Genomic DNA, 19,279 nt, shown 5'->3' with positions numbered 1-19,279 from the left:
ATTAGTGCTCACCTGCGCCCCGCGCACATGGAGGACCAGGTGACACGGACCCGGGTCGTGGGCGCCGAGGAGGGCGCCGACGACGAGGCCCGCCGCGAACGTCGGCGCCGCGCCCGGATCGCCCGCGTCGTCGTCTGGGCCGCCCGGATCGTCGGCCTGCTCTCGATCGTCTCGATCTTCGCCCCGGCCGCCCGACGACGCTTGGAGCCCGCGGCGTGGTTCGGGCTCCCGGTCGAGGCGTCGCTCGTGGGCACCGTCGTCCTCGCGACCGCCGGGGTCGGTCTGATGCTGCTGGCCACCGGCCTGCGGCGACGCAAGCGGCGGGCGTGGCAGCTGGCCGTCCTGCTGTGCGTCGTCATCGTCGTGTCGCACCTGCTCGGCCGGCACCCGATCGCGCCGATGGTCGTCGCCCTCGTCCTGCTGGTCGGCCTGCTGTGGACCCGCCGCGAGTTCGACGCGGTGCCCGACCCGCTGGGCCGGCTCGTCGTCGTGCGGCTCGTGGTGCAGCTGCTGGTCGCCGGCTTCGTCATCGTCAGCGCGATGCTGCTGTTCGTCCGGCCGACGTTCCTGCTCGACCGGCCGTCGGTCGGGGACAAGCTGCTGCACGCCCTGCTGTCGCTGGTCGGCGTCGAGGGCCCGGTGACGTTCCGGTTCGTCTGGTACGACGACCTGACCTCCGCCGTGGGCCTGACGTTCGGCGTGGGCGCCGTCGTCCTCGGCGGCTACTTCTGGCTGCGCTCCGCCGAGCCGCACCCGCAGCTCTCGCCCGACGACGAGGCCGGCATCCGTGCGCTCCTCGACCGGCACGGGAAGGCCGACTCGCTGGGCTACTTCGCGCTGCGCCGCGACAAGTCCGTGGTGTTCTCGGAGTCCGGCAAGGCGGCGGTCGCCTACCGCGTGGTGGCCGGCGTGGCGCTCGCCTCGGGCGACCCGCTCGGTGACGTCGAGGCCTGGCCCGGCGCGATCGGGGAGTTCGTGACGACGTGCCGCCGGCACGGCTGGGTGCCCGCAGTCCTGGGCTGCTCGGAGACCGGTGCGCGCGTGTACTCCCGGGAGGCCGGGCTGGACGCGCTGGAGCTGGGCGACGAGGCCGTCGTCGACGTCGCGACGTTCTCCCTGCAGGGCCGGGCGGTGCGCACCGTCCGGCAGGCCGTCTCGCGCATCAAGCGGGCGGGCTACGAGACCACGGTCCGCCGACTGCGCGACGTCCCGGCCGAGGAGCTCGCCGAGCTGCACGCCGCCGTCGAGCGCTGGCGCGGCGGGCCGGACGAGCGGGGCTTCTCGATGGCGCTCTCCCGGGTGGGGGACGCCCGCGACGACCCGGAGGCGGTGCTCGTCGTCGCCGTCGCCGACGGAGCGCCGCGCGGACTCCTGCAGTTCGTGCCGTGGGGCACCGAGGGGCTGTCCCTGGACCTCATGATCCGCGATCCCGCCGTCACCGAGAACGGCCTGAACGAGCTGCTGATCACCGACCTGCTCGCGGCGTGCCGAGGACTCGGCGTGGACCGGGTCTCACTGAACTTCGCGGTGTTCCGGTCGGCGCTCGAGCGCGGGGAGCGGATCGGCGCGGGGCCGGTGGCACGCCTGTGGGCCCGGCTGCTGCGGATCGCGTCGCGGTGGTGGCAGATCGAGACGCTCTACCGCTTCAACGCCCGCTTCGGCCCCGCGTGGGTGCCGCGCTACCTGGTGTTCGACGCGGTGCGCGACCTGCCGCGGATTGCCGTGGCCGCCTTCGAGGCGGAGGGCTACGGCGGCAGGCCGCCCGCGGTGCTGCGTGTGCTCCGCAGGTGAGTACTTGTCCGTGTCCTGACACGGGAAAGTGCTCACCTGCGCGAAGCGCACATCTACGGACGCACCAGCACCTTGAGCGCCTCGCGGTCGTTCATGGCGCGGTAGCCGTCGGCGACCTGGTCGAGCCCGATGGTCCGGTCGAACACCTTGCCCGGCTCGATCGACCCGTTCATGACGTCGGGCAGCAGCTCGTGCATGTTCGCCTGCGTCGGCGCGATGCCGCCGGCGATCGTGATGTTGGCGCCGAACTTCCGCCCCGCGTTCGGGATCGTGCCGCTCTGCGGGACCCCGACGATGCCGACGTACCCGCCGGGCTTCGTCACGTTCAGCGCCGTCGAGAGCGCCTGGTCGTACCCGACCGCCTCGATCGTCGAGTGCGCGCCGTCGGTGCCGAGGACGTCGCGGACCTTCTGCTCGCCCTCCTCGCCGCGCTCGGCGACCACGTCGGTGGCGCCGAACTCGCGGCCCAGGTCGGTGCGGTCCTTGTGGTGCCCCATCAGGACGATGCGCTCCGCGCCGAGGCGCTTCGACGCCAGCACGGCCAGCAGGCCGACCGCCCCGTCGCCCACGACGACGACGTCCTTGCCGGGCTCGACCCGCGCCGAGACGGCGGCGTGGTGCCCGGTGCCGAACACGTCGGAGAGCGTCAGCAGGCTCGGCATCAGCTCGGACTCGACCGGCACGTCGAGCTTCATCAGCGAGTGGTCCGCGAACGGCACCCGCGCCGCCTCGCCCTGACCGCCGTCGGTCTCGGCGCCCCAGGCGCTGCCGTTCGGGCACGCGGAGGTGAGCCCGGCGCGGCAGTACTCGCAGGTGCCGTCGGCGTAGAAGAAGGGTGCGACGACGACGTCGCCCTTGCTCACCCGGCCGACGTCCGAGCCGGTCTCCTCGACGACCCCGATGAACTCGTGGCCGATGCGGCCGCCCTCGTCGGTGGCCTCGCGGCTCTTGTACGGCCACAGGTCCGAGCCGCAGATGCACGCGTGCGTGATCCGCACGATGGCGTCGGTGGAGCTCTGCAGCGTCGGGTCGAGGACGTCCTCGACCCGGATGTCGCCCGCTCCGTAGATCAGCGTCGCCTTCACGGCAGGTGTCCTCCTCGGGATCGGTCCAGACCGGGCTACCCCCGGCATCGCCGCACCCATGCGGACCGCCGCACGTGTCACATCGCGCGCAACCGAACTGCGGATGACGATCACGAGTTCGGGAGCGACACGCGCAAGGGATGCTGCGACACGCTCACGAAGTCCCGATCTTGGTTCCCGACGACGGGGCCGCCCGGTCCGGGCGGGGGTGGTGGTCAACCGGGTCGCGGTGCCCGTGTACTGTCTTCCCTCGGTGGGCCCCAGGGCTCCGGGAGGCTTCGCCTAGTCTGGTCTATGGCGCCGCACTGCTAATGCGGTTTGGGGTAACCCCCCATCCCGGGTTCAAATCCCGGAGCCTCCGCAGCGGTGGTCGGGCAGGGCCGCCGTACAATTGAAGATCATGCGCCCGTAGCTCAACGGATAGAGCATCTGACTACGGATCAGAAGGTTAGGGGTTCGAATCCCTTCGGGCGCGCATCACGAGGGCCCGTCACCACCGGTGGCGGGCCCTTTCTCGTGTCACGCCGCGAGCGCGGCCTCGATCTCGTCGCGGTGGTGGTCGGCGGGCATGAGGAGGCTGCCCGTATAGCCGTCGCGATGCGCGATCCGGGAGCCGCACCAGCCGCAGCCGCCGGCCGCGTCGACGACCGCACGACCCTCGACCTCCGCGCGCCGGTCGAGGACCCGGCGCTGCTGGACCTGGTCGTAGACCCACCAGAGGCCGAAGGGCACGGCGAGGATCGCCGCGGTGATCAGGGCCCACTTGATGATCAGGAGAGCGAGGCCGATCAGGAGCAGGACCCCGATGACCGAGCCGAGGCCGGACGAGCCGGAACGTCGCGACGCCATCGTCAGCACCACCACTTCTTCGCGCAGTAGCCGCCGGTCAGGGCGCCGTCGGGCAGTCCGTTGTCCCCGCGACGGGGCAGCGGGACGTACACGTCGTCGTCATCGTCGGACGAGGACGACGAGTTCGAGGACGGAGGGGCCGAACACGTCCGGCCGTTCGGGTCCGCCGACCGCAGCTCGGACAGGTACGTCGGATCGGCCTGACTCGACGAGTCGACACCGGTGTGGTCGTAGACGACCGCGAGAGTCCCGTAGTCGCCGGAGCTCATGTCGACGTAGCGCAGCAGCCGGCCGTTCCGGTCCTTCTCGACGCCGGGTTCGGTGCGCAGCGTGACCTGCTGCCCCTCGAGGAACGTCTCGGCGGTCTGCTTGGCCTGCTTCCCGCCGTACGTGGAGACGTCGCAGGCGTCGATGCCCAGCACGCGGATCTTCTGGCCGTCCGCGACGACGGTCTCGCCGTCGATCACGTCGGTCACCGTCACGGCGTCCCCGGCAGGCTCGACCGGGGCGACCGGAGCAGGGGCCGCCGGGGCCGCCGGGACGTACGTCGCGGGCGCCGCCGCCGCGCTCACCGCAGCCGGCGCCGTCGTCGTGCTCGACCCGTTGTCCGAGAGGTCCCCGATGGCGACGAGGCAGAACACCCCTGCCGCGATCCCCGACCAGACCTTGTATGCCGTGCGCACCTGCGTCGTTCCCCCCGACGATCCTGTGTGTCGAGGCTGATGTCGCAAGATCCGAGGGCCGCGTTACCCGCCTCGTCGGCTCGATGACCAGCCTCGGGTTCCGGTGCGTCGCGCACACGGCGGGCACCGATCGACCGTGCCGGGCGAGGCGTTGCGCGACGCAACTCCGATTCGGGGTCGGGTCACCTCCGTCGGCCGTGTGCGGCTCGCAATGCGCCGGAAGACCGGTGGGCTCCACGGGGAGCCGTGTGCGGGACGCACACGCCGTATGGGCTCCGGACACGACGACGGGCCCGCCACGGTCGGTCGTGGCGGGCCCGGCGGCGGGGGAGGTCAGTTCTTCGGGAGTAGCCGCTTCGAGCTGCGGCGGAAGGCCCAGACGACGACCAGGGCGCCGAGCACGGTCAGCGGCGTTCCCATCGCGATGCGGGCGACGCCGAGGCCGCCGGTCGCGTCGGTGAGGTAGAGCCACTGCTGGACGACGAAGCGGGCGCCGAAGACCAGGGCGGCGGCGAGCGTCGCGACGTCGTGGGCGCGCAGCGCCGGACCGTCGGCCCGCCACCGGTGCTTCCCGCCGTGCAGGAGGTTCCAGACGAGGCCGGTCACCGGGCGCCGGGCCACCAGCGAGCCCGCGGTGACGACGAAGCCGGCCGCCGAGGCCCAGATGCCGATGACGAAGAAGTCCTTCGCCGATCCGGTGAGGCCCACGATCGCGACGGCGACCCCGACGCCGAGGAGGCTGCCGATCGCCTGGGCGACCTTCTCGCCGCGGACCAGCCGGATCACCGTCGTGAAGAACCCGACGGCGAGCGAGATCGCGATGGTCACGGACAGCGGCAGGAAGGCGTTCGCCGCCACGAACACGAGCACCGGGATCGTGGAGTACACGAAGCCCTTCCGGCCACCCATCTGTTCGAGCACCGACGGCGACTTCGGGGCCTTCGGGGTCGTCGGGGCTGCGCAGATCGAGGCGTCGTCGTGGGGCTGCCGGGTCGCATTCATCGGGTTCTCCGTGAGTCTCAGGTGTGCTGGTGTCCAGGGAAGTCCGTGCCGCCACGGCACACTCAAGCCGGACGTGACCCGGACCACTCCCAGGCGCTCGCGGCGGTCCGCAGTCCGGCGATCGACCAGGCCAGCGCGGTGCGCAGCCCGGGCAGTTCCGCGTCGACGCGGGCGCCGAGGGCCCGGATCCCGGCCCGGTGCCGGCGGTGCTCGAGCCGGCCGAGGACGGTGCGGACGTCGCCGTCGACCGCGAGCACCGCCAGCACCGCGTCGCGGACTGGAGCAGCCGCATCACCGGACAGCAGGGCGGCCCGGACCCGCGTCCGCAGCTCCCGCGCCTCCGGCGACACCGCCACCGTCCGCGAGCCCGCGACGCACAGCCGACGCCGACCGGGGGTGATGACGCCGAGCTCCGCCAGGGGCCCCCGGACCCGCGCCTCGGCGGTGTCCCACGCGGTGTCCACCACCGAGAACCAGCTCGCCGTCCCACCGAGGGGGACCGCCGCGAGCACGTCGGCGAGGAACCCGTCGTCGGGACCGCCGAGTGCCGGGACGCGGGCGGCGCGCCCGCCGTCGTCGGTGAGCAGCCCGGACAGGCGGAGGTCGGCGACCGCCGCGGCCCGCAGCAGGGCCCCGCGCACCAGGTCGGTGTCCTCGCCGAGGCGGGCGCGGTCGAGGTCGTGGCAGAGCAGGTACATGGCCCGGGGGAGGTTCATGACGACCAGCCGACACCCTGCCGCCGCGGCACCCTCAAGGACCGATCCGCCCGTTGTGGGCGATTCCTCCCGACCGGCACCATGAGACAGCTCACCGCCGAGGAGGGTCCATGGACTCCGCGTTCGTCTCCGTCGGGCTGCCCGCCGCGCTCGCCGTCGTCATGCTCGGTCTCGGGCTCTCGCTGACCGTCGCCGACTTCCGGCGGGTCGGCCGACGACCGCTCCCGGTGGCCGCGGCCCTCGGCACGCAACTGCTCGTGCTGCCGCTGGTCTGCTTCGGGCTGGTCCTCGCGACGGGGCTCGAACCGCTGCTCGCCGTCGGGATGATGCTGCTCGCTGCCTCGCCCGGCGGCACCACCGCGAACCTGTTCAGCCACCTCTTCCGCGGCGACGTCGCCCTCAACATCACGTTGACCGCGGTGAACTCCGTCCTGGCGGTCCTCACCCTGCCGGTCGTCCTCGGGCTGTCGCTCACGTGGTTCGGCCTGGGCGGGACGGTCGGGCTGCAGGTCGGCAAGACCCTGCAGGTGTTCGCGGTGGTGCTGGTGCCGGTCGCCGTCGGGATGGTCGTCCGGCGGGTGGCGCCGGGGTTCGCCGACCGCGCCGACCGCCCGGTGCGGATCCTCTCCGCGGTCGTCCTCGCCGGCGTGATCGCCGGCGCCCTGCTCGCCGAACGCGACGGGCTCGTCGGACTGCTCGTCGACGTCGGGCTCGTCGTCGTGGCGTTCTGCGTGATCAGCCTGGCGCTGGGCTACCTGCTCCCGCGCCTGCTCCGCGTCGACCACCGGCAGGCGGTCGCGTCCGCGTTCGAGGTCGGGATCCACAACAGCACGCTCGCGATCGCCGTCGCGGTCGGCGTGCTCGGCGTCGAGCGGCTCGCCGTCCCCGCCGCGGTCTACGGCGTGCTGATGTTCCCGCTCGCCCTGGCGGCGGGCGTCGTGTTCGCCCGCGTGCCCACGCGCTCGGAGGAGCCGGTGCCTTCCTGACGACGGGTCCCGCCGTCAGGGAGGTGGGTCCTCACCCGCTCCGCCCGCCGAGGTGCTCGGCGAGGAACCGCTCGGTCGCCCGGAACATGTCCACGAGGTTCTCCGTCTGGGCGAACATGTGGCCCTCGTCGTCGTAGACGCGGTACGCCACCTCGACGCCGCGGTCGCGCAGCGAGGCGACGATCGTGTCGGACTCCGACTGCGGCACCCGCACGTCGTTCGCGCCCTGGAACACCATCAGCGGGGCGACGATCCGGTCGGCGTGCGTGATCGGCGACCGCTCGAGCATGTCCGCGTACGCCGCCGGGTCGGTCGGGTCGCCGACGTAGGCGTACCAGTTGTTCCGCAGCCCCGGGCGGATCGCCTCGGGCAGGGCGAGCATGAACGTCGCCAGGTTGGAGATGCCCACGTAGTCGACGGCCGCGGCGAAGAGGTTCGGGTTGCGGGTGACCCCGGTCAGCGTCGCGTAGCCGCCGTAGGAGCCGCCGAAGATCCCGATCCGCGCCGGGTCGGCGTGGCCCGCGGTGACGGCCCACTCGACGGCGTCGACGAGGTCGTCCTGCATGGTGCCGGCGAACTCGCCGATGGCGGCCTGCATGTGCTCGCGGCCGAAGCCGGTCGACCCGCGGAAGTTCACCTGCAGCACCGCGTAGCCCCGGTTGGCGAAGATCTGGGCCGTCGGGTCGTGACCCCAGGAGTCCCGGGTCCACGGCCCGCCGTGCGGGACCAGCACCATCGGCAGCTGCTCGTCCTCCGCCCGGTCCAGCGGCACCGTCAGGTACGACGGCAGGTCGCGCCCGTCGCGGGCGCGGATCGTCACCGGGACCGTCGGGGCGAGGGTCTCCGGGTCCAGGTGCGGGTGGCTGCGGAAGAGCGTGCGGGCCTCCCCGGTGGCGTGGTCGTAGAGCCAGGTGGCGCCCCACTCCCGGTCGTGGACGAACGAGACCAGCCAGCGGCGGCGCCCGGCGTCGGTGGAGATCGCCCCGAGATCGCCGTCGGACAGCGACTCGAGCCGCTCCAGCACCGCCGCGAACTCCTCGCCGACCGGGACGATCTCCTGCCGTTCGCGCGAGTACCGGACGCCCAGCAGCTCCCCGGCCCGGTCGCGGATCAGCGGCGAGGGCATCGTCGGGAAGACCTGGGCGCGGGTGTCGACGTCGTGGCGCGGATGGCCCGCGACCTCGGTCTCGGTCCCGGTTGCGAGGTCCACGTGCACCAGCCGCAGCCGGTCGGTGTGGCCGTGCCGGCCCAGCCACAGGCCGGTGCCGTCCGGGGTGAGCTGCACCGGGAACGGGCCGATGGGGTGGTCCGCGGCGTCGATCGTCAGGACGGTCCGGACCTCGCCGGACGGGGCGCGGTGCTCGACGGTCCAGTCCCCGTCCTCGTCCTGCCCGACCCCGTACAGGTCGCCGCCGGGGGCGAGCTGCGTGCCCGAGCCGCTGTCGCCGGTGACCAGCACCGTCAGCTCCCCGGTGGCGAGGTCGATCTCGCAGGTGTCGATCTCGTCGGCCCGGCGGTGGTTGATCCACACGACGACGGTGCCCGGGCGCCCGGGAGGCAGGTCACGGCCGAAGACGCGGGCGCCCGGGAAGGGGGTGAGGTCGACGACGGCGGCGTCCGGGTCGTCGAGGTCCACGCGGAACAGGTGGAAGTGCTCGTCGCCCCCGTCGTCCTGGACGTAGACGAGCCACCGGTCGTCGGCCCACGAGTAGTCGTGGATGCTGCGGGTCTCGTCGGCGGTCACGCAGCGGGCGGCGTCCAGGTCGTCCACCGGCGCCACCCAGACGTTGAGCCGCTCCTTCCACGGGGCGAGGAACGCGATGCGCGTGCCGTCCGGGGAGAGCGTCGCCCGGGTGCGCTCGGGCGGCGCGAGGAACTCCTCGACGGGGATGAGCGGGGTCATGACGGGTCCTCCTTCTCCGACTGCCACCACCGGACACCGTGCCGTCGCGGCACACTCAAGGGCAGGATGGGACCCGTGGGCTGGAGCACGCGGGAACTGGCCGAACTGGCGGGCACGAGCCTGCGGTCGGTGCGGCACTACCACGACGTCGGGCTGCTGCCCGAGCCCGACCGGCGCAGCAACGGCTACAAGCAGTACGGCGTCGCGCACCTGGTGCGGCTGCTGCGGATCAAGCGGCTGGCCGACCTGGGCTTCTCCCTGCCGCAGATCGCCGAGCTCGGCGCGGCCGACGAGCACCCGGCCGAGGCGCTGCGGGCGCTCGACGAGGATCTCGCCGCCCAGGTCGAGCGGTTGCAGCAGCTCCGAGCGGAGCTGGCGGACATCCTCGAGCACGAGGTGCCCACCGACCTGCCGGCCGACCTCGCGGTCGCCTCGGGCGCGAAGCTCTCCGACCGTGACCGCAACCTCGTCGCGGTGATGGGCCGGACGCTCGGCGAACAGGGGCGGCGGGCGTACGCGGACCTGCTGCGCGACGACGACACCGACGCCGCCCTGAGCGAGGAGTTCGACGACCTCCCCGCCGACGCCGACGACGCGACCCGTGACCGGCTGGCCGCCCGCTTCGCCGACGTCGTCCTGGCGCGCGCCGTCGCCGACCCGCGGATCACGACGTTCGGGTCCGACGCCCCCGGCGGCCTCACGAAGTACCTGCGGACCCTCGGACGTGCCATGGAGGATCTCTACAACCCCGCGCAGCTCGACGTCCTGCGCCGGATGACGACGAAGTTCCGCGCCCGGTGGGACCCGGAGGCCCTGGCGGCACGACCCGACGTCGGGAAGCATCCGAGCACGTGAGCGACCAGAAGCACCTGATCCGCTACTCGGGCCGCGGGGCGTTCGCCCCGGAGCTGATCGCGCGGGCCGCGGGGAGCTCGGTGTTCACCGAGGACGGCCGGGAGCTGCTCGACTTCACCTCCGGGCAGATGAGCGCCATCCTCGGGCACTCGCACCCGGAGATCGTGGCGACCGTGCAGCAGCAGGTCGCGAGCCTGGACCACCTGCACTCGGGCATGCTCAGCCGCCCGGTCCTCGACCTCGCCGAGCGCCTCGTCGACACCCTGCCCGCGCCGCTGGAGAAGGCCGTCTTCCTGACGACGGGCGCGGAGGCCAACGAGGCCGCGCTGCGGATGGCGAAGCTGGTCACCGGGGGACACGAGGTCGTGTCGTTCGCGCGGTCGTGGCACGGGATGACCCACGCCGCGGCGGCCGCGACCTACAGCGCCGGGCGCACGGGCTACGGCCCGATCGCGCCCGGGAACGTGGCCCTGCCGGTCCCCGACCGGTTCCGGCCCTCCATCGTCGGCGCGGACGGCGAGCTGGACTGGCGTCGCCAGCTCGACCTCGGCTTCGAGCTGGTCGACGCGCAGTCGGTGGGGGCGCCGGCCGCGTGCATCGTCGAACCGATCCTCAGCTCGGGCGGGGTGGTCGACCTCCCGCCGGGCTACCTCGCCGCCCTGCGCGACAAGTGCCACGAGCGCGGGATGCTGCTGATCGTCGACGAGGCGCAGACCGGGCTGTGCCGGACCGGCGACTGGTACGCCTTCGAGCGCGACGGCGTGGTGCCCGACATCCTCACGCTGTCCAAGACCCTGGGCGCCGGGCTCCCGCTCGCCGCCGTGTTGACCAGCGCGGAGATCGAGGAACGCGCCCACGAGCGCGGCTTCCTGTTCTTCACCACCCACGTCAACGACCCGCTGCCGGCCGCCGTCGGGCTGACCGTGCTCGACGTCCTGGCGCGCGAGCACCTGGACGTGCGCGCCCGGGAGCTGGGCGAGCGGTTGCAGGCGGGGCTGCGGTCGCTGCCGCACGAGGTGGTGGCCGACGTGCGCGGCCGGGGGCTGATGGTGGGGTTGGAGCTGGGTGGGGAGGACGCCGACCGGCTCGGCGCCGCCGTGACCGCGCGGTGCGCCGAGCTCGGCCTGCATGTCAACATCGTGCAGCTCCCGGGCATGGGCGGGACGTTCCGGATCGCGCCGCCGCTGACCGCCACCGAGGCCGAGATCGACCGGGGCGTGTCGATCATCGACGAGGCGCTGCGCTCCGTCGGCTGATCGGGAGGACCCTCATCGGTCCGCGAGGGTCGTCGGCGGACCGATGAGGGTCCTCTCGGCGGGGGCACCCCGCGGTGGTCCGAACACCGGCGCGAGCCGCCCCCGCCACGTGGTCGCCGTGCGGACGTCGCGCCAGATCGCCGCGAACTCGTGGTACTGCAGCCCGACGACGTGCTGCGTGGGCGGCGGAGTGGTCAGCCCGTAGCGCGGCCGGTGGGTCTCCTCGGCGTAGGTGCCGAACAGCCGGTCCCAGACGATGAGCATCCCGCCGTAGTTCCGGTCCAGGTACTCCGGGTCGCTCGCGTGGTGCACGCGGTGGTGCGACGGCGTGTTGAACACGAACTCGACCGGCGGCGGGAGCGTCCCGATCCGCTCGGTGTGCACGAAGAACTGGTAGACCAGCGTGATCGAGAACGCCGTGAAGATCATCCACGGCGGCACCCCGAGCAGCGGCAACGGCACCCAGAACAGCATCTCGAACCACGGGTTCCACTTCTGGCGGGCCGCGGTGGAGAAGTTGAAGTACTCGCTGGTGTGGTGCGCCTGGTGGGCGGCCCAGACGAGCCGGACGCGGTGCGCGGTGCGGTGGTAGCCGTACCAGAGCAGGTCCACGCCGAGCAGGACGCCGACCCAGGTCCACGGGCTCGACGGGTCGAGGCGCAGCGGCGTCAGCTCGTACAGCACCGCGTAGCCGAGCAGCGCGATGCCGCGGGCCACGGTGTTGAACCCCAGCGCCACCATCCCGCTCACGACGCTCGTGACGGTGTCGCGCCGCTCGTAGCCGCGCAGGTCGTCGTCGGCGAACACCGCGAACGAGACGGCCTCGAGGACCACGAAGACGATGAAGAACGGCACCGCGACCGTCAGGGGATCCCGCAGGACCGACATGGCGGCATTGTGCCGAACCGGGTGCTCCCGCCCGGATCGGGTGACGCCAGGATGCGCGCATGGCTCTCGTCCCGGTCGACCTGCCCACTCCGACGACGATGCGTGGCCGCTGGGCCGCGTTCGCCGCGATCCTCGCCGCGCGCGGCTGGGGCAGCGGCGCCTTCGCCGAGCCCGGTCGCTGGCACTACGACGACGGCGGCGGCAACTGGGCCGACCTGCACCTGCTCGGCGACGGTCGCGCCGTGCTCGTCGGCCACGACCACGAGTACTCCGACACCTACTTCCGCGCGGCCGCGACCTACTTCCAGGAGGAGGAGACCGACCTGCTCGCCGACGCCCCGGACTGGTGGGAGCCGCCGGTGGCCGCGGCCGAGGGCGACGGGCTGTGGGTCGGCTTCGTGTACGGGTTCGGCGGGTCCGGGTGGTCGCGGGCGCCCTACGAGATCGAGGACGGCTTCGCCTCGCTGCACCCGGTGTTCGCCGACCACGAGCGGTGCCGGGAGCTGATCGTCGAGTTCGTGGAGAACGAGGTCGAGACGCCGGTGCGGCCCGCCGACGTGGACGCGCTGATCACGGCGGACGGCGCGCCGACCCGGGAGCAGCTGCGGGCGGTGGCGGACGTGCCCGGGTGGGACCTCGACGCCGGGGTCGCGGCCGCGGCGGCGTTCCGCGGCTAGCGCCAGACCTGCTTCTCGGTGACGACCGCGGTGATCAGCTCGAACGGCGTGACGTCGAAGGCGGGGTTGTAGACCGGGGTGTGCTCGAGGCCGGCGATCCCGCGCACCTCGTCGGCCCCGCGCTCCTCGACGACGATGTCGGCGCCGGTGGGCGTGGCCGGGTCGATCGTCTCCTCGGGGGCGACGACGAGGAACGGCACGCCCGAGCGCGCGGCGGCGCACGCGAGCATGTAGGTGCCGATCTTGTTCGCGGTGTCGCCGTTCGCGGCGATCCGGTCGGCGCCCACGAGCACCGCGTCGACCAGTCCGGAGGCGATCGCGGCCGGCCCGGCCGAGTCGACGCACAGGCGGTGCGGGGCACCGGCCCGGTCCAGCTCCCACACCGTGAGCCGGGCGCCCTGGAGCAGCGGTCGGGTCTCGCAGGCCAGGACCTCGGTGAGGGCGCCGCGGTCGTGCAGCCGCAGGATCGCGCCGAGAGCCGAACCGCCGGGTCCGCACGCCAGGTCGCCCGTGTTGCAGAGGGTCAGGGCACGTGTCCGTCCCGGATGCAGCTCCTGGACGAGGTCGGCGGCCCGCTCCGTGGCCCGGGCGTTCACGACGGCGGCCTCGGCGGCGACCGCGCGGGCCTCGGCCAGGACCGCCGCCGGGCCGTCGTCGAGGCGGGTCATGGCGCGGCGGACGCCGAGGGCGAGCGGGACCGCGGTCGGGCGGGCGGTGGCGACGCGCTCCGCGGCGTCCGGCTCGTCGAGGGCGCACGCGAGCGCGGCGCCGTAGGCCCCGGCGATCCCGAGACTCGGCGCGCCGCGGACCGCGAGGGTGCGGATGGCGTCGACGAGCTCGTCGACCGTGCGCAGCGTCAGCCAGGACGTCGCGCCGGGCAGCGCCCGCTGGTCGAGCAGCACCACCGCCGGACCGTCGTCGGACCAGTCCACGAACTCCACGCCGTCGATCGTGCCACCGCCGAGTGCGACGTCAGGACGGGGCGAGCTCCGCGTAGGCCGCGTCGACCACCCGGGTGTGCAGCGCGATGTCGTCCGGGCCCGTGAAGAGCTTCTGGGTCAGGACGACGACCGTCAGGTCGCGGGCCGGGTCCACGTGCCAGCTGGTGCCCAGCCCCCCGGCCCAGCCGACGGAGCCCGCGCGTGGCCCGTCGACGGTCACCGACACGCCGTAGCCCCAGCTCAGCTCCGGTTCGAGGAAGCCCGAGGCGTGGGCGCTCTCCCGCTGGGCCGGGGTCAGCTGTTCCCGGGTCATCGGCGGCCGGTCGCGCACCGAGCGGGCGAAGGCGAACAGGTCGTCGACGGTGGACACGAGCCCGGCGGCCGCGTCCGGGAAGGCGGGCGGGCGGGTCCACTTCCCGTCGGGGGCGTCGAACACCTCCTCGCCCGAGTACGCCGTCACGAGCCGGTCGGTGTCGGTGGTCCAGAACGCGGTGTCGACCATGCCCAGCGGCCCGGTCACCCGCTCGGCCAGCAGTTCGGGCAGCCATTGGCCGGCCACGCGGGCCAGGAGGACACCCAGCAGCTGGCCGGACCCGTGGTAGAGCCACCGCTCGCCGGGCTGGGCGAGCAGCGGGAGCTCGGCCAGCTCGGCGAGCCAGGCGTCCTGGTCGGGTGGCAGGTCCGGGTCCGGCGGGCCGATGAGGTTCAGCCGGCCCGCCGTCACCGCCGCCGTCCACGGCCAGGTCGGCTCCCCGAACATCTCCAGGGTCATGCCGAACCCGGCGGTGTAGGTCAGGACGTCCCGCACGGTGATCGGCCGGTCCGCCGGCACGGTGTCGTCGAGCGCCGCGTCGGGCGCCCGCAGCACGCGCGGCCGGGCGAGTTCGGGCAGCAGGCGGTCGACGGGCTCGTCGAGCTCCAGCACCCCGTCGTCGAGCAGCCGCTCCGCGAGCGACGCCATCACGGGCTTCGTGATCGACGCGATCCGGAACAGCGAGTCCCGCCGGACCGGCTCCCCGCCGACCGACCGCGATCCCGCCGTCGTGACCCGCACGTCGTCGCCTCGCGCGGTCAGGGCGACGATCCCCGGCACGTCGGCGGCCGCGACGACCTCCTCGACGGTGCTCACGAGCGGGTCAGCCGCAGCGTCATCCAGGGCTCGTCGGCCCCGGTGCGGTGCCACACGCCGGTCGCGGTGTCGCCGTCGACCCGCAGCACCGAGCGGGCGCCGTCCGTCCCGAAGGTCAGGTGCCCGTCGTCCGTGAGCGCCACGGTCGAGTCCTCCACGGACCCGTCGCCCCCGTACGCGCGGGACGGCACGGGCGAGGCCGACAGCGGCCCGATGACCTCGAGGGCGCGCACCGCCGTCTCGCCCATGCGTACGTCCACGTGGTGGACGACGAATTCCCCGCCCAGCCACTCGTAGGCGTCCGTGCCGCGGATCGGGGTGCCGTCGTCCACCTCGCCCTCGGTGCGCCACGTCCCGACGATCGCGTCCAGCTGTTCCCGCATCCTCGGAACGTATCAGAGAGTCCTGTTGAAGGACTATGGGTCACGATCGGGTGACACCGGCTCACGGCCCGGGCCGCCGCCGCGATGAGCCGGCAGAACCCCGTGTACCGAGGAGTCCGAGGAGTCCCACCATGGCCATGCCCTCGGCGAAGCCGCCCACGCTCGCCTCCGCGCTCGCGCTGCTCGTCGTCCTCGCGGTGATCGTCGGCGCGATGTGGCTGGCCTACGCGGCCTGATCACAGGACGACGGTGGTGTTCCCGTCGCGCATCACGCGGTCCTCGCAGTGCCAGCGGACCGCGCGGGACAGCACCGACCGCTCGACGTCCGCCCCGAGCCGCGTGAGGTCGGCGGCGGAGTGCCGGTGGTTCACGCGGACCACGTCCTGCTCGATGATCGGCCCCTGGTCGAGCTCCTCGGTGACGTAGTGCGCGGTCGCGCCGACCAGCTTCACCCCCCGCTCCTTGGCCTGCCGGTAGGGCACCGCACCCACGAACGCGGGCAGGAACGAGTGGTGGATGTTGATCATCGGGCTGCCGACCGCCGCGAGCAGCGAGCCGGAGACGATCTGCATGTACCGGGCGAGCACGACGAGGTCCACGCCCGCGAGCAGCTCGGCCTGGCGTGCCTCGGCCTCCGGCTTGGTCTCCGGCGTCACCGGGACGTGCACGAACGGCACCCCGAACGACCCGACGGCCGGCGCGAGGTCGGGGTGGTTGGAGATGACGACCGCGACCTCGACGTCGAGCTCGCCCCGCTGCGTGCGCCAGAGCAGGTCGAGCAGGCAGTGGTCGCTCTTCGACACCAGGACGCCGATGCGCTTGGGTGCCGCGGCGTCGGTGACCGTGAAGTCCATCCCGAAGTGCCGGGCGACGTCGGAGGCGAAGGCGGCGCGCAGGCCGTCGAGGTCCCGCGACGGCAGCGCGAACTCGGTGCGCTGGAAGTAGGTGCCGCCGTAGGTCGCGGTGGCGTGCTGGTCCAGCGACAGGATGTTCGCGCCGGAGGCCGAGAGGAACGAGGAGACGGCGGCGACGATGCCGAAGCGGTCCGGGCAGCGCACGAGCAGGCGGCCGACGGTGTCGGCGGGGCGGGACACGCCGGGCAGGGTAGCCGTCAGGTGAGGGCCCGCGGCGAGCCGAGCAGCGAGGCGGCAGCCGATCGGGTCGCGCTCCGGCGGGGCATCCGCACGGGGATGAGCGCCTCGTTGCGGCGGCGCACGATGGCGGTGGCGAGCTCGCGGGAACGGCGCTCCAGCTCGTCGTCCTCGCTGCCGGACAGAGACGCGGCGGCGTCGCCCACCTGCAGCGCGACGCGGGCCAGCCCGTCGAGGAGGTCGGCCGACCAGTCGAAGCGGTCGACGTCGGCCGGGCAGCGCGCCTGCATCTCGACGATCTCGCCGAGAGCCTCGTGGGCGCGGTGCACGAGGTCGCGCAGACGGGTGCGCTCCTCGTCGTCCACGGTCCCCGCCTCCTCGCACCGGCCCTCGCAGGACGCAGCCAGAATGCCCCGTCGATGGCACTTCACACGTCGGCGGGCGACCGTGGGGTGACGGATCGATGAACGGACCGTGACACCGGACACCCCGCTCCACCGGACGGGGAAGACTTCGCCCGATCGGGCCACCGGAAGGGCGGCGACGGGCACGGAGAAGTAAGAAGCCCGGTCGGCGGGGGGACACCGACCGGGCTCACGTCGATCACGGGGGGCATGATCGACGTGTTCGAGGTTCCTCTCCGTGGTGCACCGCGTCAAGAAGAACTCGGACGTCCGAGCTGTGCCGTGAGACTCACCGTCGTCGGGCCCGTGCGACGATGGATTCCCGGTCGGCACGAGGGAGGGGCGACGATGCGCATCCGGCTCCAGGACGGACCCTGTGCGGGCGAGCACGACGTGCGGATCATCGAGTCCGCGCCGCCGCCCGAGGAGTACCTCGTGCTGGTGGAGAAAGGGCCGCGCACGCCCACCGACGGGATGAACGGCGGCACGATCCCCGGGGTCAACGTCTTCGCGGTGCATCGCCTCGCGCGGCGCGACCCGGACGGCACCCCGGTGTACGGGTTCGCCGGGGAGCGCTTCTCCCGCGGTTACTGATCTTCCGACGACGAGCCGGCCGGGCGCGGCCGGACCCGTCGTCGTCACGGAGTCAGCGGAACGCGTCCTTCACCTTCTCGCCGGCCTGCTTGATGTTGCCCTTGGCCTGGTCGCTCTTGCCCTCGGCCTGCAGGTCCTTGTCGTCCTGCGCCTTGCCGACGGCCTCCTTCGCCTTGCCCTTGAGCTCGTCGGCCTTGTTGTCGATCTTGTCACCGGTAGCCATGGGAGCGGAGTACCCGGACTCACTGCGCCACCAACAGCACCCAGACCGGACCCGGGGCGAAGGTGAGGGGTGTGCCGTCGTCGCCGGTGAAGGCGGTCGGGGCACCCGGCGACGAGCGGGACCAGGACCCGGTCAGGCGCCGGCCGTCGCGCAGCACCTCCACCCGCCCCGATCCGACGGTGACCGCGGTCGGCGACGGGGCTCCCGCCACGTCGCGGATCGCGGAGGTCCGCACCGGCACGCGCTGGACGACGATCGTCGCGGGCCGGGCGTCCGCGGGCGCGCCGCCGATCGTCAGGTCCCACCGGTCCCCGCCCCAGCGCGCCAGGACCTCCGTGCGTCCCACCCGCTCCGCGACGTCGGTGGCCTCGCCGGCCGGGAGCCCGGACGGGACGGGCCCGAAGCGGAACCCGACGTCGCGGGGGCCGTCCACCTCCGGCGCGGCGGCGAGCAGGGCCGCCGGGTCGCCGTAGAGGTTGTGCGGGACGGGCCGGTCGCCGGCGCGGCGGTACGCGGCGGAGACGCGCTCGGCGGACTGCGGCACGATCGAGGCGGCCGAGACGGCGGCGTCGAGCTCCGGCGCGTTGCCCGAGTAGGCGAGGGCGGGTCGGCCGTAGGCGGCGAGCAGGTCCAGGTCGGACTCGCGCAGGCTGCGCACGGGGCCGACCGTCGACGGGAGCCGGGACGCGAACACCGCGAGGAGGCGGGTCAGGCCGCCCTCGACCGGTTCCACGTAGACCACGTCCGCGTCGCCGACCCCGGTCCAGGGCCGGCCCTCCGGCGAGTTGTCGACCTTGACGGCGAGCACCGCCCGACCCGGGTCGCCCGCGATCCCGGTCAGCGGCGAGACCGCGCCGTCGGCCGACCGCCCCGCCGTCGGCCCCGGCGCCGTCGGTCCGTCGCGCGTCGCGACCACCACGATCCCGAACACCGCCGCGATCGCGACCGCGATCACCACCCCCAGCGTGCTCGCCCGGCCGCGATCCCCCGCCATCGCAACATCATCGCGGTCGGTGGGCGGACCTATCATCGAGGGCATGGGTCGTCCGGGGGATCGTGACGGGAGACGGTCCCGGCGCGTCGCCGACCCCGTCCACCCCGACGAGCCGGCGCGCAAGCGGGCCTCCGACGCCGAGCGCGAGGACGTGGCCTCGATGCTCGCGCGGGCGATGGTCGCGGGCCGGCTCACGCCGGTCGAGTACTCCGACCGGGCCGCGATCGCCCAGGCCGCCCGGTACCGCGACCAGCTCGACGGCCTGCTCGCCGACCTGCCGGGGGCGGTCCTGCACTCCTCCCACGGCAGCGACGTGCTCGACCTCGAGGCGGGGGTCGGTGGCTCGATCAGCCGTCGCGGCTACTGGAAGGTGCCGCCGACGGTGCGCGTGCGCAGCTGGGTCGGCAAGGTCCTGCTGGACCTCTCCGAGGCGGAGTGCGCCACCGCCGTCGTCGCGGTCGAGCTGACCACCGGGATGTGCTCGCCCACCCTCGTGCTGCCCGAGGGCGCCACCGCCGACGTCGACGACCTGAGGATCTCCGCGGGGTCCGTCCGCGACGAGACCGTGCACCGCCGCGAGCGCGGGGAACTGCACGTCAGCGTGCGGGGACGGCACGCCTTCGGCGACGTGGTGCTGCGCCATCCGGTGCGCGGGCGGTGGGAGCGCCTGCGGGCGCTGCCCGCCGAGGCACCGCGCTCGGTGGCCCGTCGGGTGACCCGTGCCCACCGACCCGCCCGCCCCGACGCACGCGGCTCCGACGGTCCGTCGCGGTAACGTCGGGCTCCGAGTGCACGGCGGCGCTGCGGCGCCGGGGCGGGAGGGAGGGAC

The 19,279-nt window shown here is 73.6% G+C and carries 21 protein-coding genes and 2 tRNA genes; 9 read left to right on the top strand and 14 right to left on the bottom strand.

Annotated features, from left to right (window positions below):
* Positions 1-39: 39 nt before the first annotated feature.
* Complete coding sequence (locus WCD74_RS18015) at positions 40-1,791, top strand: phosphatidylglycerol lysyltransferase domain-containing protein (RefSeq protein ID WP_337696244.1); 1,752 nt, start codon at positions 40-42, stop codon at positions 1,789-1,791.
* A 53-nt stretch (positions 1,792-1,844) separates the two neighbouring features.
* Here WCD74_RS18015 and WCD74_RS18010 read toward each other — a convergent pair whose 3' ends face one another.
* Positions 1,845-2,876: a zinc-binding dehydrogenase gene (locus WCD74_RS18010; RefSeq protein ID WP_337696243.1), complete on the bottom strand. Its 1,032-nt coding sequence runs from the start codon at positions 2,874-2,876 to the stop codon at positions 1,845-1,847.
* A gap of 271 nt (positions 2,877-3,147) precedes the next feature.
* Between WCD74_RS18010 and WCD74_RS18005 the strand changes: the two genes are divergently transcribed.
* Positions 3,148-3,237: transfer RNA gene (locus WCD74_RS18005), tRNA-Ser, on the top strand.
* 41 nt (positions 3,238-3,278) lie between these two features.
* A tRNA-Arg gene (locus tag WCD74_RS18000) sits at positions 3,279-3,351 on the top strand.
* A 44-nt stretch (positions 3,352-3,395) separates the two neighbouring features.
* Here the strand turns inward: WCD74_RS18000 and WCD74_RS17995 are convergent.
* From WCD74_RS17995 to WCD74_RS17980, 4 genes are all read right to left on the bottom strand, one after another.
* Positions 3,396-3,725 (bottom strand): hypothetical protein, encoded by a 330-nt coding sequence (locus tag WCD74_RS17995; RefSeq protein ID WP_337696242.1) that lies wholly within the window; start codon positions 3,723-3,725, stop codon positions 3,396-3,398.
* A 2-nt stretch (positions 3,726-3,727) separates the two neighbouring features.
* Complete coding sequence (locus WCD74_RS17990) at positions 3,728-4,408, bottom strand: thermonuclease family protein (RefSeq protein WP_337696241.1); 681 nt, start codon at positions 4,406-4,408, stop codon at positions 3,728-3,730.
* A gap of 333 nt (positions 4,409-4,741) precedes the next feature.
* Positions 4,742-5,410 carry a DUF3159 domain-containing protein gene (locus WCD74_RS17985; RefSeq protein WP_337696240.1) on the bottom strand — a complete coding sequence of 223 codons (669 nt, stop codon included), beginning with the start codon at positions 5,408-5,410 and terminating at the stop codon, positions 4,742-4,744.
* Positions 5,411-5,472: 62 nt separating this feature from the next.
* Positions 5,473-6,126, bottom strand: a complete 654-nt coding sequence (locus tag WCD74_RS17980) for a GPP34 family phosphoprotein (RefSeq protein WP_337696239.1) — start codon at positions 6,124-6,126, stop codon at positions 5,473-5,475.
* Positions 6,127-6,236: 110 nt separating this feature from the next.
* Between WCD74_RS17980 and WCD74_RS17975 the strand changes: the two genes are divergently transcribed.
* Complete coding sequence (locus WCD74_RS17975) at positions 6,237-7,112, top strand: bile acid:sodium symporter family protein (protein ID WP_337696238.1); 876 nt, start codon at positions 6,237-6,239, stop codon at positions 7,110-7,112.
* Between the two features lie 31 nt (positions 7,113-7,143).
* On the opposite strand, the gene WCD74_RS17970 is transcribed toward WCD74_RS17975, so the two are convergent.
* Positions 7,144-9,015 (bottom strand): S9 family peptidase, encoded by a 1,872-nt coding sequence (locus WCD74_RS17970; RefSeq protein WP_337696237.1) that lies wholly within the window; start codon positions 9,013-9,015, stop codon positions 7,144-7,146.
* A gap of 75 nt (positions 9,016-9,090) precedes the next feature.
* Between WCD74_RS17970 and WCD74_RS17965 the strand changes: the two genes are divergently transcribed.
* On the top strand, positions 9,091-9,870 hold the full coding sequence (locus tag WCD74_RS17965; protein ID WP_337696236.1) for a helix-turn-helix domain-containing protein: 780 nt from the start codon (positions 9,091-9,093) through the stop codon (positions 9,868-9,870).
* A complete protein-coding gene (locus WCD74_RS17960) occupies positions 9,867-11,126 on the top strand; it encodes an aspartate aminotransferase family protein (RefSeq protein ID WP_337696235.1) in 1,260 nt (419 codons plus the stop codon). The genes WCD74_RS17965 and WCD74_RS17960 overlap by 4 nt, the downstream gene beginning before the upstream one ends.
* Positions 11,127-11,138: 12 nt before the next feature.
* On the opposite strand, the gene WCD74_RS17955 is transcribed toward WCD74_RS17960, so the two are convergent.
* Positions 11,139-12,014: a sterol desaturase family protein gene (locus tag WCD74_RS17955; protein ID WP_337696234.1), complete on the bottom strand. Its 876-nt coding sequence runs from the start codon at positions 12,012-12,014 to the stop codon at positions 11,139-11,141.
* Positions 12,015-12,073: 59 nt separating this feature from the next.
* On the opposite strand from WCD74_RS17955, the gene WCD74_RS17950 reads away from it, so the two are divergent.
* Positions 12,074-12,691, top strand: a complete 618-nt coding sequence (locus tag WCD74_RS17950) for a proteophosphoglycan 5 (protein ID WP_337696233.1) — start codon at positions 12,074-12,076, stop codon at positions 12,689-12,691.
* On the opposite strand, the gene mtnA is transcribed toward WCD74_RS17950, so the two are convergent.
* From mtnA to WCD74_RS17925, 5 genes are all read right to left on the bottom strand, one after another.
* Positions 12,688-13,632: an S-methyl-5-thioribose-1-phosphate isomerase gene (gene mtnA, locus WCD74_RS17945; protein WP_337696232.1), complete on the bottom strand. Its 945-nt coding sequence runs from the start codon at positions 13,630-13,632 to the stop codon at positions 12,688-12,690. The two genes, WCD74_RS17950 and mtnA, sit on opposite strands and share 4 nt — an antisense overlap.
* 31 nt (positions 13,633-13,663) lie before the next feature.
* Complete coding sequence (locus WCD74_RS17940; protein ID WP_337696231.1) at positions 13,664-14,761, bottom strand: serine hydrolase domain-containing protein; 1,098 nt, start codon at positions 14,759-14,761, stop codon at positions 13,664-13,666.
* The gene (locus WCD74_RS17935; protein ID WP_337696230.1) at positions 14,758-15,144 is read right to left on the bottom strand and encodes a hypothetical protein; all 387 of its coding nucleotides are present in this window, start codon (positions 15,142-15,144) and stop codon (positions 14,758-14,760) included. The genes WCD74_RS17940 and WCD74_RS17935 overlap by 4 nt, the downstream gene beginning before the upstream one ends.
* 236 nt (positions 15,145-15,380) lie before the next feature.
* Positions 15,381-16,238, bottom strand: coding sequence for a formyltetrahydrofolate deformylase (gene purU, locus WCD74_RS17930; RefSeq protein ID WP_337696229.1), 858 nt, complete (start codon positions 16,236-16,238; stop codon positions 15,381-15,383).
* Positions 16,239-16,255: 17 nt separating this feature from the next.
* Positions 16,256-16,600, bottom strand: coding sequence for a hypothetical protein (locus WCD74_RS17925; protein ID WP_337696227.1), 345 nt, complete (start codon positions 16,598-16,600; stop codon positions 16,256-16,258).
* 387 nt (positions 16,601-16,987) lie between these two features.
* Here WCD74_RS17925 and WCD74_RS17920 point away from each other — a divergent pair, with 387 nt between their 5' ends.
* Positions 16,988-17,233: a hypothetical protein gene (locus WCD74_RS17920; protein WP_337696226.1), complete on the top strand. Its 246-nt coding sequence runs from the start codon at positions 16,988-16,990 to the stop codon at positions 17,231-17,233.
* 52 nt (positions 17,234-17,285) lie between these two features.
* Here WCD74_RS17920 and WCD74_RS17915 read toward each other — a convergent pair whose 3' ends face one another.
* Positions 17,286-17,456: a CsbD family protein gene (locus WCD74_RS17915; RefSeq protein WP_337696225.1), complete on the bottom strand. Its 171-nt coding sequence runs from the start codon at positions 17,454-17,456 to the stop codon at positions 17,286-17,288.
* 19 nt (positions 17,457-17,475) lie between these two features.
* Positions 17,476-18,450, bottom strand: coding sequence for a DUF3048 domain-containing protein (locus WCD74_RS17910; protein ID WP_337696224.1), 975 nt, complete (start codon positions 18,448-18,450; stop codon positions 17,476-17,478).
* 43 nt (positions 18,451-18,493) lie between these two features.
* Here WCD74_RS17910 and WCD74_RS17905 point away from each other — a divergent pair, with 43 nt between their 5' ends.
* Positions 18,494-19,225 (top strand): DUF1707 SHOCT-like domain-containing protein, encoded by a 732-nt coding sequence (locus WCD74_RS17905; RefSeq protein ID WP_337696223.1) that lies wholly within the window; start codon positions 18,494-18,496, stop codon positions 19,223-19,225.
* The last annotated feature ends 54 nt before the right edge of the window (positions 19,226-19,279 follow it).

It is taken from the genome of Actinomycetospora aurantiaca (genome assembly GCF_037401875.1).
Taxonomy (GTDB): Bacteria; Actinomycetota; Actinomycetes; order Mycobacteriales; family Pseudonocardiaceae; genus Actinomycetospora; species Actinomycetospora aurantiaca.
This window is presented reverse-complemented; position numbering and strand designations above follow the sequence as displayed.

Coding starts and splice junctions, on each gene's coding strand:
- WCD74_RS17995 (WP_337696242.1), bottom strand. CDS start 3,725: ATGGCGTCGCGACGTTCCGGCTCGTCCGGCCTCGGCTCGGTCATCGGG.
- WCD74_RS17985 (WP_337696240.1), bottom strand. CDS start 5,410: ATGAATGCGACCCGGCAGCCCCACGACGACGCCTCGATCTGCGCAGCC.
- WCD74_RS17980 (WP_337696239.1), bottom strand. CDS start 6,126: ATGAACCTCCCCCGGGCCATGTACCTGCTCTGCCACGACCTCGACCGC.
- WCD74_RS17975 (WP_337696238.1), top strand. CDS start 6,237: ATGGACTCCGCGTTCGTCTCCGTCGGGCTGCCCGCCGCGCTCGCCGTC.
- WCD74_RS17970 (WP_337696237.1), bottom strand. CDS start 9,015: ATGACCCCGCTCATCCCCGTCGAGGAGTTCCTCGCGCCGCCCGAGCGC.
- WCD74_RS17955 (WP_337696234.1), bottom strand. CDS start 12,014: ATGTCGGTCCTGCGGGATCCCCTGACGGTCGCGGTGCCGTTCTTCATC.
- WCD74_RS17950 (WP_337696233.1), top strand. CDS start 12,074: ATGGCTCTCGTCCCGGTCGACCTGCCCACTCCGACGACGATGCGTGGC.
- WCD74_RS17935 (WP_337696230.1), bottom strand. CDS start 15,144: ATGCGGGAACAGCTGGACGCGATCGTCGGGACGTGGCGCACCGAGGGC.
- WCD74_RS17920 (WP_337696226.1), top strand. CDS start 16,988: ATGCGCATCCGGCTCCAGGACGGACCCTGTGCGGGCGAGCACGACGTG.
- WCD74_RS17915 (WP_337696225.1), bottom strand. CDS start 17,456: ATGGCTACCGGTGACAAGATCGACAACAAGGCCGACGAGCTCAAGGGC.
- WCD74_RS17910 (WP_337696224.1), bottom strand. CDS start 18,450: ATGGCGGGGGATCGCGGCCGGGCGAGCACGCTGGGGGTGGTGATCGCG.
- WCD74_RS17905 (WP_337696223.1), top strand. CDS start 18,494: ATGGGTCGTCCGGGGGATCGTGACGGGAGACGGTCCCGGCGCGTCGCC.